The 12,146-nt window shown below is 42.2% G+C and carries 12 protein-coding genes; 6 read left to right on the forward strand and 6 right to left on the reverse strand.

Annotated features, from left to right (window positions below; translation table 11 throughout):
• Window positions 1-141: 141 nt before the first annotated feature.
• The 4 genes from pepQ to hemG (HBH39_RS00085) all read left to right on the forward strand — a co-directional run bounded on the left by pepQ (window position 142) and on the right by hemG (HBH39_RS00085) (window position 4,113).
• Window positions 142-1,458, forward strand: a complete 1,317-nt coding sequence (pepQ, locus tag HBH39_RS00070; protein ID WP_167674532.1) for a Xaa-Pro dipeptidase — start codon at window positions 142-144, stop codon at window positions 1,456-1,458.
• Window positions 1,451-2,065: a YigZ family protein gene (locus tag HBH39_RS00075; RefSeq protein WP_167679906.1), complete on the forward strand. Its 615-nt coding sequence runs from the start codon at window positions 1,451-1,453 to the stop codon at window positions 2,063-2,065. Before pepQ ends, HBH39_RS00075 begins: the two co-directional genes overlap by 8 nt.
• Window positions 2,066-2,131: 66 nt before the next feature.
• Entirely contained in the window at window positions 2,132-3,589 is a 1,458-nt protein-coding gene (locus HBH39_RS00080; RefSeq protein WP_167674533.1) for a TrkH family potassium uptake protein, read from the forward strand.
• Window positions 3,589-4,113 (forward strand): menaquinone-dependent protoporphyrinogen IX dehydrogenase, encoded by a 525-nt coding sequence (gene hemG, locus HBH39_RS00085; RefSeq protein WP_167674534.1) that lies wholly within the window; start codon window positions 3,589-3,591, stop codon window positions 4,111-4,113. Before HBH39_RS00080 ends, hemG (HBH39_RS00085) begins: the two co-directional genes overlap by 1 nt.
• A gap of 92 nt (window positions 4,114-4,205) precedes the next feature.
• Here the strand turns inward: hemG (HBH39_RS00085) and HBH39_RS00090 are convergent, their stop codons facing one another.
• Window positions 4,206-4,514 carry an ArsR/SmtB family transcription factor gene (locus HBH39_RS00090; protein ID WP_167674535.1) on the reverse strand — a complete coding sequence of 103 codons (309 nt, stop codon included), beginning with the start codon at window positions 4,512-4,514 and terminating at the stop codon, window positions 4,206-4,208.
• Window positions 4,515-4,690: 176 nt separating this feature from the next.
• Here HBH39_RS00090 and hemG (HBH39_RS00095) point away from each other — a divergent pair, with 176 nt between their 5' ends.
• Window positions 4,691-5,233 carry a menaquinone-dependent protoporphyrinogen IX dehydrogenase gene (gene hemG / locus HBH39_RS00095; RefSeq protein ID WP_167674536.1) on the forward strand — a complete coding sequence of 181 codons (543 nt, stop codon included), beginning with the start codon at window positions 4,691-4,693 and terminating at the stop codon, window positions 5,231-5,233.
• On the opposite strand, the gene HBH39_RS00100 is transcribed toward hemG (HBH39_RS00095), so the two are convergent.
• From HBH39_RS00100 to def, 5 genes are read right to left on the reverse strand one after another with little or no spacing between them, the layout of a single operon-like run.
• On the reverse strand, window positions 5,227-6,669 hold the full coding sequence (locus HBH39_RS00100) for a TrkH family potassium uptake protein (RefSeq protein WP_167674537.1): 1,443 nt from the start codon (window positions 6,667-6,669) through the stop codon (window positions 5,227-5,229). The genes hemG (HBH39_RS00095) and HBH39_RS00100 overlap by 7 nt on opposite strands.
• Before the next feature lie 5 nt (window positions 6,670-6,674).
• Complete coding sequence (gene trkA, locus HBH39_RS00105) at window positions 6,675-8,084, reverse strand: Trk system potassium transporter TrkA (RefSeq protein ID WP_167674538.1); 1,410 nt, start codon at window positions 8,082-8,084, stop codon at window positions 6,675-6,677.
• Between the two features lie 16 nt (window positions 8,085-8,100).
• The gene (rsmB, locus tag HBH39_RS00110) at window positions 8,101-9,384 is read right to left on the reverse strand and encodes a 16S rRNA (cytosine(967)-C(5))-methyltransferase RsmB (RefSeq protein ID WP_167674539.1); all 1,284 of its coding nucleotides are present in this window, start codon (window positions 9,382-9,384) and stop codon (window positions 8,101-8,103) included.
• Between the two features lies 1 nt (window position 9,385).
• Window positions 9,386-10,342 carry a methionyl-tRNA formyltransferase gene (gene fmt, locus HBH39_RS00115; RefSeq protein ID WP_167674540.1) on the reverse strand — a complete coding sequence of 319 codons (957 nt, stop codon included), beginning with the start codon at window positions 10,340-10,342 and terminating at the stop codon, window positions 9,386-9,388.
• 8 nt (window positions 10,343-10,350) lie between these two features.
• On the reverse strand, window positions 10,351-10,863 hold the full coding sequence (gene def, locus HBH39_RS00120) for a peptide deformylase (RefSeq protein WP_208764176.1): 513 nt from the start codon (window positions 10,861-10,863) through the stop codon (window positions 10,351-10,353).
• Between the two features lie 126 nt (window positions 10,864-10,989).
• Here def and HBH39_RS00125 point away from each other — a divergent pair, with 126 nt between their 5' ends.
• On the forward strand, window positions 10,990-12,096 hold the full coding sequence (locus HBH39_RS00125) for a LysM peptidoglycan-binding domain-containing protein (protein ID WP_167674541.1): 1,107 nt from the start codon (window positions 10,990-10,992) through the stop codon (window positions 12,094-12,096).
• Window positions 12,097-12,146: the final 50 nt, after the last annotated feature.

A 12,146-nucleotide genomic window follows, 5' to 3' on the forward strand; every position in this document is an offset into this window, starting at 1 on the left:
AGTTGCACAACAGTGTGCGACTTATTTACGCAAAATACAACACCCAATTTAAACGACCGTTTAATTTTTTATCTGCCGAGGTGATTTTTTGCCTTTGTGATAGACTGTTAACGTTTGCTAATCATCTAAAAGGGATAAAACATGGAGCAGATTGCTAACCTATATTATGCGCATATTGCCGAGTTAAGTCGTCGGGTTGCCGAAATTTCGCAACGCGAAAATCTTGCTGGATTAGTTATTCATTCTGGACAGCCCCATCGTCAATTTTTAGATGATATGAATTACCCATTTAAAGTTAACCCGCAGTTTAAGGCGTGGTTACCTATATTGGATAATCCCAATTGTTGGATTATTGCCAATGGTATTGATAAACCCAGACTGGTTTTTTATCGTCCGGTGGATTTTTGGCATAAAGTAAATGATGTTCCCGAGGCTTTTTGGACAGAACACTTTGACATAAAGATTTTATCTAAAGCGGATAGGGTTGCTGAACATTTACCTCAAGATTTATGCGGTTGGGCATATATAGGTGAGCATCTTGATGTTGCCGATGTATTAGAATTTACTTCTCGTAATCCTGATGGGGTGATGAATTACTTGCATTACCATCGAGCAGATAAAACTCAATATGAATTAGCTTGTTTACGCCGCGCTAATCAAATTGCAGTGAAAGGGCACAAAGCTGCAAAAAACGCCTTTTTTAATGGTGCGACCGAATTTGAGATCCAGCAACAATATTTATCTGAAATTGGCCAAGGTGAAAATGAAGTACCTTATGGCAATATCGTTGCTTTAAATCAAAATGCCGCGATATTACATTACACCGCTCTTGAGCATGTCAGTCCTGCTCAGCGATTATCATTTTTGATTGATGCTGGTGCAAATTATCATGGATATGCTGCAGACATTACTCGGACATATGCCTTTGAGAAAAATCGCTTTTGTGAGTTGATCAGCGCACTTAATAAACAGCAGTTAGCTATTATTGAGACGATGAAGCCTGGCGTGAAGTATCCCGATTTACACCTACAAACCCATGATCGAATCGCTAATCTACTAATCGAATTCGATATTGCTCGTGGTGATAGCGAAGGTTTGGTCGAAAGCGGTGTGACTTCTGCTTTTTTCCCTCATGGGTTGGGGCATATGCTCGGTTTGCAGGTGCATGACATGGGGGGCTATTCCCATGATGAGCGTGGCACCCATATTCCAGCACCAGAAGCTCACCCATTTTTACGCTGTACGCGCACTTTGGCTGCTAATCAGGTGTTAACTATCGAACCAGGTATTTACTTTATCGATTCATTACTGAATGAATTGTCGGCGCAGGCTAAGCAACTTGTGAATTGGCAAGTTGTTGACGAGTTGCGACCTTTTGGGGGCATTCGCATCGAAGATAACGTGATTGTGCATGCTGATAGAAATGAAAATATGACCCGAGATTGTGGACTTGAGTGAGAGCTACCGTATACCCGAGGCTGATTTAGCGATTGAAGAAGAGATAAAGCACAGTCGCTTTATCACTTCGCTATTTCATTGCGCTGATCAAAACGCTTTAAAGTTAGCGCTCACTAACATTAAGCAAAACTACCCCGGTGCAAGCCATTACTGTTATGCCTTTATAGCCGGGAAGCCAGATGACATGGTGAATATTGGCTCAAGTGATGATGGTGAGCCTGCTGGTAGTGCTGGGCGGCCTATGTTGGCAACGCTACAAGGTGCCAACATAGGCGAGATTGGTGCGATTGTAGTGCGATATTATGGTGGGACTAAACTTGGTGTGGGTGGTTTAGTGCGCGCTTACACCTCGGGGATTAAGCAAGGCATAAGTCAGTTAGGGTTAGTAACCAAATATATTCGTTACCCGATCACCTTAAGCTGCGGCTATCATCAAGTTAATGATATTGAATATCTCGTGCGTCAGTTTGATGGGGTGGTCATTGCCCAAGACTATGCTGAGCAGGTCGTTATAAGCTTTGAATTAGCTAAAGCTGCGCTTGCTGAGTTTAATATACAGTTGGCTGCAATGAGCCAGGGAAGCTTACAAGTGAAGTTTACAGTTTGAGCTATGGCTAACTTATGCCAAAATGACCTTTTATATTAATCAATTGTAAAAAACCAGAAGCCATTAATGCAATACAGAACAATTATTAGAATCACAGGTTTGCTAATGGGGCTGTTCTCCATCACCATGCTGCCACCGGCTTTAGTTGCCGTGTTTTATAAAGATGGTGGCGGAGCGGCATTTATCCAAGCTTTTTTTGTGAGTCTCTTTTTGGGTTTTTTACTTTGGTATCCCAACCGCAAACAAAAAAGTGACTTACGCACCCGTGAAGGCTTTTTGATTGTGGTGCTGTTTTGGACGGTTCTGGGCTCAATAGGGGCGTTACCATTTATCTTTTCAAAACAGCCCGATTTATCTTGGACTGACAGCTTTTTTGAATCCTTCTCCGCATTAACCACGACAGGGGCAACTGTTATTGTTGGCCTTGATACCTTGCCTAAAGCCGTACTGTTTTATCGCCATTTACTGCAATGGATGGGCGGAATGGGGATCATTGTATTGGCCGTAGCCATTTTACCGCTATTAGGGATTGGTGGCATGCAGCTTTACAAAGCGGAGGTGCCAGGGCCTGTTAAAGACAGTAAAATGACCCCTCGAATTGCCGAAACAGCAAAAGCGCTTTGGTATATTTATTTAATGTTAACAATTGCCTGCGCCACTGCATTTTATTTTGCTGGCATGGATGTGTTTGATGCCATTTGTCATTCATTCTCCACCATTGCCATTGGTGGTTTTTCAACCCATGATGCGAGTTTGGGGTACTTCGATAGCCCTATTATCAATATTATCTGTGCGGTATTTTTACTTATTGCGGCAGTCAATTTTAGTCTGCATTTTGCTGCGTTTACTCGCCGAGGCATCAATTTTAAAATCTACTTTAAAGATGCTGAATTTAAAGTCTTGATTGCGGTTCAGATAGTTTTGACCGCCATTTGTTTTATTACGTTATATTCATCAGGCATTTACGACTCGCCCGAGCAAACCTTAGATTATGCTTTTTTCCAAGTGGTTTCTATTTCAACAACTGCAGGCTTTGGTACCGAAAGCTTCCACTCTTGGCCACTGTTTTTACCTATTTTGTTAATCTTTTCTAGCTTTATTGGTGGTTGTGCTGGCTCAACGGGGGGCGGGATGAAGGTGATCCGTCTGATCTTATTGGTGCTGCAAGGCTCACGCGAGCTTAAACGCTTGATTCACCCTAAAGCTATGTACTCAATTCGTATTGGTGGAACTGCCTTACCCGATAGAATTATTGATGCGGTGTGGGGCTTCTTTTCCGCTTATGCATTGGTGTTTGTGATTTGTATGGTTATTCTCATGGCCATGGACATGGATGCCATCACCGCTTTTAGTGCCACCGCTGCGAGTTTAAATAACTTAGGTCCAGGTCTTGGTGATGTAGCCAATAACTACGCTAGCATTACCGATGGCGCTAAATGGGTATTAGTTATTGCCATGCTATTTGGGCGCTTAGAGGTATTTACCTTATTAGTGTTATTCACCCCTACATTTTGGAAAAACTAATGAACACACTAATAATTTACTCCACGGTGGATGGGCAAACCATCAGTATATGTCAGCGCATTGCGCAGCGTTTAGTTGATGCTAAGCATCAAGTGACAGTGGTAGACATTAAAGATGTGACTCAACAACAGTTGATAGATGCTGAGCAAATAGTGATGGGAGCAAGTATTCGCTATGGTAAGCATCGTCCGGCGTTATATAATTTTATTGCCACCAACCAAGCGTTAATCACCAGCAAACTGAACAGCTTTTTTAGCGTCAATGTGGTGGCTCGTAAGCCTGAAAAAAATACCCCTGAAACCAATCCATATATACAGAAGTTTCTCCAACTTTCTGCGTGGCAGCCTCAGCTATTGGCTGTATTTGCGGGTAAAATTGATTATCCCAAATACGGTTTCTTCGACAAGATGATGATCCGCTTCATTATGTGGATAACTAAGGGGCCAACAGACACCTCTGGAACGTTTGAGTTTACCAATTGGCACAAGGTAGATGAATTTGCTAAGCGGTTATCTGAGCAATAACGACTAACTCTTCGCTGTTTATCATTAAACATTGCTATAAAACTAAAGCCCGCAATCTATGCGGGCTTTTTGCTAATCATGAGTTAAATCAGTTAAGCAGCACAATAGCGGCGGTGCAAAATAGAGATAACTTCGGTAACCTCAGCATTTTTCAATGTGTAATAAACTACTTGTGAGCTTTTGCGGGTGTTAACTAAATCTTCTGACCGTAAAACGGCGAGATGTTGTGATAATGCAGACTGGCTTAATGGTACGGTTTCGTTAAGCTCTGTCACACTCAGTTCTTTATCTAATAATAAACAAAGGATCATCAAGCGATAAGGGTTAGCAATGGCCTTTAGCCATTTAGCCGCTGTTTCAGCGTTGCAAAGCATCGAGGATACATCGATTTCTTGTTGCATGGTTATTTCCTCAATGATGAGTATGTAAATATGCTAAGAATGATACTCGTGCCTAACACAGATCTCAATTCTTACTATTAATTATATGAGCTAATTCTAATTTGTGACCATTTAATCAGATTCTTTGGCCAAATCTTGGCAAACTAATAGGTAAATTAGTGAATTAAAGGCTTATCATGACAAAAGTATTAGTGCTTTATTATTCCCGCGGTGGCCATACGGCGCAAATTAGTCGTGCAATTTCACAACAAATTATTGCAACCGGTAATGGGTGCGATGTATTGAATATTCATGATGCCAAAAAAGCAGAAATTGATTGGTCCCAATATGACCTTATCGCTTTTGGTGCTTGTGTGCTTTATGGTTCATATCACAAATCTGTTTTTGAGTTTGTGCAGCGTTATCAAGATAAGCTTGCCTCAGTACCCAATAGCTTTTTTTGTGTTAACGTGGTTGCGCGTAACGCAGAAAAACGAATCCCTGAGAACAACAAGTATTTACAAAAGTTTTTAGCTTTATCTGCTTGGAAACCTCAAGATGTGAAAATCATTGCGGGTAAAGTAGATTATCCATCATGGCCTTGGTATGACAGTTTAATGATCCGCTTGATTATGAAAATGACCGATGGCCCAACAGACCCCAAAGCTATTATTGACTATACCGATTGGGAAGATGTTAAGCACTACGCTGATCACCTAGTGGGTTTAGCTAATCAGTAGCGCCAAAATTTAGGATGAAATAATACCGCCACGGTTAATATTTCAAGTCGGCCTAATAGCATACCAATACACAATGCCCATTTAGCCAGATCAGGCAGGCTTGCGAAGTTACCCGCTGGGCCAATCACTGGCCCAAGCCCAGGGCCAACATTGGCTACCGCAGTAATGGCGCCGGTAAAGCTAGTAACTGGGTCAACTCCGGTTAATACCAATACAATCGAGAGTCCAATAATCACCAAAAAAAACAACATAAAAAAAGTGACTAGCGAACGCACAATATCTTCACGAACTTTATGACCATTGTAGGTTTCTTTAAATAAGCCTCTAGGATGAATTTGCAGCTTAATTTGCTGCCGCATGATAGATAAGGCTATTTGAAAACGGAATATTTTAATCCCGCCAGAGGTTGACCCCGAGCAGCTGCCCACAAGCATTAAGAATAAAAATACTATATTTGCGAGCGCCCCCCAAGACTGATAATCAGTCAGTCCATAACCTGTGGTGGTAACAACCGAGACAACATTAAAACTTGATAAGCGTAATGCATCCATAAGCGCCAATTGTTTGTGTAGCATAAGCCAAATGGCGATAGATAGAGAGATTAATGCAACAAATACTAAGAAACCTTTAACTTGCTGATCGTTCCAAACTTTTACATTGCGCATCTGTATGGATTGCACAAACATTAGTAGGGGTAATCCACCTGCCAACATAAAAAACACGCCAACCCAATGTGATGCATTTGAAAAGTGTGCCATTGAGCTATCAGAGGTGGAATAACCACCAGTTGAAAGGGTGGTCATTGCGTGGTTAATCGCTTCAAACCATGACATGCCCGTCAGCTGATATGCAATAGCGCACATTATAGTGAGGCCGATATAAACCAAGAATAAGTTCTTCGCCATGTGCTGTGTTCTGGGAGTGGTTTTGTCGCTCCAGTCAGAAGACTCAGTTCTAAATAAGCGCATACCGCCGACGTTTAAAAACGGTAGTACGGCCACTGCCATCACAATAAATCCGATTCCACCTAGCCATTGTAATAATGAGCGCCAAATAAGGATGCTATGATCCATTTTATCTAGCCCCGATAGCACAGTTGAGCCGGTGGTTGTTATCCCAGACATGGTCTCAAAGAAGGCATCGGTATAGTTAATACCGTGATAAAGAGTAAAAGGCAGAGCTGCACATAAACTCACTACAAACCAAGTTAGGCTGGTGAGTAAAAACATGTCGCGTATATTTAAAGTGATATTGTGCATTCTGCCAGACTGAATACACAAGATGGCTATGCTACCGGTAAGCAGCGCTGAAATCATGAAAGCACCTATGGTTTCCTCGCCATAAATTAGCGCAAATACCATAGGTATCAACATAAAACCGGTTAATAATGAGAGGAAAAAACCTATCACATACACCAGCTGCTTTACATTTAACATTTTGATCAGAAGAAAAATGCACTGGGTTGGAAGAGTTTTTCTACATCACTAATAAACTTTTTATTTACTAGGAATAGAATCACATGATCTCCTTGTTCAATCACCGTCTTATCATGGCCCATTAACACTTCGTCATTACGCACAATCGCACCAATTGTCGTGCCTGGTGGTAATTTAATGTCACCAATTTGTTTGCCGATCACTTTTGAGGTGCTTGAATCACCATGAGCAATCGCCTCTATAGCCTCAGCCGCCCCGCGACGTAACGAATAAACATTACAAATATCACCTTGACGAATGTGGGTCAGCAATGCCGAGATCGTCGTTTGCTGTGGCGATATAGCAATATCAATGTTGGCTTCTTGAACAATATCCACGTAGGCTTCACGTTGAATTAGCACCATAACCTTTTTCGCACCTAAACGTTTAGCCAAAAGCGCTGACATAATATTTGCTTCATCGTCATTGGTTACAGCAATAAATACATCGGTTTGGTCAATGTGCTCTTCATTTAGCAGTTCTTGGTCTGAGGCATCACCACAAAATACTGTGGTATTTTCGAGTTTTTCTGACAGCATTTCAGCACGGTCTTGACGATGTTCAATTAGTTTAACTGAATGATGTTTTTGTAATCGCTGAGCAAGGCCGTAACCCACATTACCGCCGCCGGCAATCATGATGTTGCGATAGGAGTTATCCAGCTTCTGCATTTCGCTCATTACCGCACGAATATGACGACTATCGGCAACAAAAAATACTTCATCATCGGCTTCTATGATTGTGGTGCCGCGCGGCATAATCGCTTTGCCTTGCCGGAAAATAGCGGCAACACGGGTATCAATATTTGGGATGTGATCCCGTAGCGTCGCTAATGCATTACCGACTAAAGGACCGCCGTAATAGGCTCTAACCGCGACGAGACTCAGTTTACCTTGAGCAAACTCAAGTACTTGAAGTGCACCTGGATAGGTGATTAATCTGTGGATGTAAGCGGTCACTAACTGTTCTGGGGCAATTAATTCATCAATAATAAATCCGCCACGTGGTTTGGTGTCGCCGGATTTAACTTCCGAATTAAAAAAGAGTCGATCACGAATATCTAGGTATGGCTCTGAGCGGATTCGAGCAATTTTTGTCGGGGTGCCAAATAGGCTGTAGGCAATTTGGCAAGCTGCCATATTGCATTCATCACTATTGGTTACTGCAATAAGCATATCTGCATCTTCTGCACCAGCCTCTTTTAGTACGCTAGGGTGCGCACCATGACCAACAACAACTCGCAAATCAAACTTATCTTGCAATAAGCGCAAACGTGCACGGTCATTATCAACAAGAGTGATGTCGTTGTTCTCGCCCACTAAGTTTTCAGCTAATGTGCCACCAACTTGTCCAGCGCCCAAGATAATAATCTTCATGTCCCTGCCAATATCCTTACTGTGCTTTAACTAAGCGAGCGTAATAAAAACCGTCCATATTGTCTTGCCCTGGCAATATTTGCCAGCCAATATCTTGCTCGTTCATTTGTTGACTGATTGGCACAAGTTGCGCATCAGGTGTTCGTGCTAAAAAGGCCTCGATTTGCTGTCGATTTTCTTCGGGTAAAATTGAACACGTGGCATAAAGCAAGGTTCCACCTGGCTTTAGCCATTGCCAACAATGATCGAATATTTGTCGCTGTAATTGTGCTAACTCTGCAATGTCGTTGTTTTTACGCAGCCATTTAATATCAGGGTGACGACGAATAACTCCTGTCGCTGAACAGGGGGCATCAAGCAAAATACGATCAAATTTAGCACCTTGCCACCAAGCATCAATATTGGCCGCATCACCATGAATAACTTGCGCTTTTAAATTTAATCTGTCGAGGTTTTGTTGCACCCGAGCTAAGCGTTTTTCATCAAAATCAACGGCGACGACTTCAGCAAGTGGTGCTTGCTCTATGATGTGGCATGTTTTGCCGCCGGGTGCAGCGCAAGCATCTAATATCAACTCACCATTTTGGGGAGCTAACAAGGTTGCTGCCCATTGTGCTGCGCCATCTTGAACTGAGGCTGTGCCCTGCATAAAGCCGGGAAGTGCAGCAACATCTTTGGCGCTATCAAGTAAAATAGCATTAGGGCTGTTTCCTGCTTTGGCGTTAATTTGTTGTTCTGCCAAAAGAGCAAGGTAGCTATCTCGAGTTTGCGACAACTGATTGTTGCGCAGCCACATGGGGGGACGCTGGTGGCTTTGTTCGATAATCTGTTGCCAATCTTTCGGATAGGCTTGTTGTAATCGCTTAATAAACCAAGCAGGTGTGTTATAGCGAAGGGTATCTGAATCAGTGTTTAACGGTTTTTCACTGCGCTGAATATTGCGTAGCACACCATTAACGACTTTAACTAAGCCATCAAACCTTAATTGACGACAGGCTTCAGCGGTTTCTGATATTGCTGCGTGGGCGGGAATACGAGTAAAGTACAACTGGTAACAACCAACTAATAGCAATTGATGCAAAATACGTTGTTTGCCTTTAAAAGGTTTTGTTAGACAATCACTGATACATTTGTCTAATTGAGGCAGTTGACGCATCACGCCATAACAAATCTCAGCCATTAATGCTTTATCTTTACTGCTTACAGCATGTTGCTGTTGCTCAGGTAGTGCCACTGACAGTGACATTCCTTTTTCTAATACATCAAAAATGGCTTTAGCGGCCAATGCGCGCAAATTCATGCTAGATAGCCTCTTGGCTTAGTTGGGTGCCGACACTGAACCAATCAGCGCGTGAATTTAAGATATCTGCTACTGCTAGTGGCTTTTTGTTAGGTAATTGCATGTTTTCAATGACTAATGTCCCTTGAGCCGTGGCAACAGATATGCCGGTTTTATCGGCCTGTAAAATGGTACCAGGTTTTGCTGTAACAGGTGTGACGTCAAAATGGACTTGCCAAACCTTAATTGTGCTTTGTTGGTGTTCAAAATAACTCACTGGCCATGGGTTAAATGCGCGAACTTCTTGCCACAATTGTTTGGCAGGTTTGTTCCAGTCGAGTTTAGCCTCTTCCTTAGACAATTTTTCAGCATAATTAGCCAATGCTTCATCTTGTTTTTCAGCTTTTAGAGAGCCATCCGCAATACCGACCAAGGCTTTGATTAATGCATCAGGGCCTTGCTGAGCAAGCTTTTCATACAAACTAGCAGATGTATCAGTATCTTCAATTTTTAATGAAGTTTTAAGCAGCATGTCACCTGTGTCTAAACCAATATCCATTTGCATTATCGTGACACCGGTTTCTTGATCGCCCGCCCAAAGCGCACGTTGAATTGGTGCAGCACCTCGCCAACGAGGCAGGATTGAACCATGTACATTGATGCAGCCAAGCTTTGGGGTATCAAGCACGACTTTGGGTAAAATGAGTCCATAAGCGACAACAACCATAATATCGGCATTTAGCGCCGCTAATTCAGCTTGTGCGTCTTCGTTACGTAATGAAGCTGGTTGCAATACTGGGATCGCGTGTTCCAGCGCCAGTTGTTTAACTGGGCTGGGTGTTAATTTTTTACCTCGACCAGCAGGCCTATCTGGTTGGGTGTATACCGCGCAGATATTGTGTTCAGAATTAATTAGCGCTTGTAAATGACGCGCGGCAAAGTCTGGCGTGCCAGCAAAAATAATATTTAACGGTTTCAAGTTGATCCCTATGCCTCTTTAGCTGCTAATCGTGCTTCTTTTTCAAGTTTGGTTTTAATACGTTGGCGCTTTAATGGTGATAAGTAATCCACAAAAAGCTTACCTTTGAGGTGATCCATTTCATGCTGAATACAAATAGCAAACAACTCATCAGCTTCCACGGTAAATTCTTGCCCATTTCGATCAAGTGCTTTTAAAGTAATGTGCTCAGCACGATCGACTTTAGCGTAAACCCCAGGTACCGATAGACAACCTTCTTCATTGGCAAAATCACCCGAAGAGGCGACGATTTGAGGATTGATAAAAATTGTTGGGCGCTCAACGTCATCTTGCAAATCCATCACAATTAATTGCTGATGAAAATCCACCTGGGTTGCCGCTAAGCCAATACCTTTTTCGTGGTACATTGTTTCTAACATGTTATCGATTTGTGTTTGTAGTGCTGGGCCGAAGTCGGTCACAGGCTTGGCTACAGTGCGTAATCGTTCGTCTGGAAAGCGTAAAACATTTAATAATGGCATAGATAAACTCTTAACAAGTCTGACAAATTTTAGCTTGTTAGCTATACTGTCGATAGAAAATAGGATAATTTTAATCCTTACGGACCTTCAATAACAGCAAAAAGCTCAATTAAAGAGCTTAATAACATGGACATCACCATGAAACGGATATTACTACTTGCCTTTATTTCATTGAATATCTTTGGATTAAACGCAGATACCTTAACGTTAAAAGCCGGACATCCAGATACATATATTGTCAAAAAAGGTGACACATTATGGGATATATCAGGCTATTTTCTTAAAGATCCTTGGCGTTGGCCGACATTGTGGGGGGTAAACCCGCAAATAGCTAACCCTCATCTGATTTATCCCGGCGATAGACTGACATTGGTTTTTATTGATGGACAGCCTCGTCTCGTCAAAAAACAACACATTAAAAAAGGTGTTGAAGGTCGTATTTTAGCAAAAGATGGCGCAATTCCAGCGATAGATTTAGCGCTTATTCAACCTTATTTGTTACAAAATCGCGTGGTTGAACAAGAGTGGCTTAATGGTCAACCAATCGTGCTAAGTGGTGAAAGCCCTTCAAAGCACCATATTGTGGGTGATGTGGTTTTTGTTAACGCCAATTTACCAAATGGTCAAAAGCTCGCGATATATGAACATGGGCGTGAGTTCTTGCATCCTGAAACCGGAGAAACGCTGGGGCGTGAGATAATTCTTACCTCTAGTGGCCGAGTGATTGCTGATGGTGATATATCTAAAGTTGAGTTACTTAGCAGTTTACGTGAAACCAAAGTGGGTTATTCCGTGATAGCCGTTGAAGATGACTCGTTGATGTCAGCTTTCTTTACACCAATGGCTGCGCAATTACCTGAGCCTGCCAATGTACTGGCTATTGCCAATAAAAATCGTGAAGCAGGCAAGTTAGAGGTGGTTTACCTCGATAAAGGTAATGATGCAGGCTTACAACCTGGGCATGTGTTTGCAATTTACCGTGATGGCGAAGAGATAGTTATTGGTAATGATGGCGTACCTGTTCGTGCGATTGACCGCTCTGCTTACGATAAAATGGTTGCCCATTTTTCAGATGACAATGTATATAAAGTACCTGATGTCTACCATGGTAATTTAATGGTATTTAAGGTTTTTGATAAAACCAGCATGGGGTTAATTATGTTTAGTGATCGTCCTGTAAGAGTAAAAGATAAATTGATAACGCCAGCAGAACTGAGCTTTAAAGGTGAGTAATTACTGATAAACTGGTCGACTGGCTAGTTGTTTGTGCTGTATCCGGGCTA

This window comes from Shewanella aestuarii (assembly GCF_011765625.1).
Classification (GTDB): domain Bacteria; phylum Pseudomonadota; class Gammaproteobacteria; order Enterobacterales; family Shewanellaceae; genus Shewanella; species Shewanella aestuarii_A.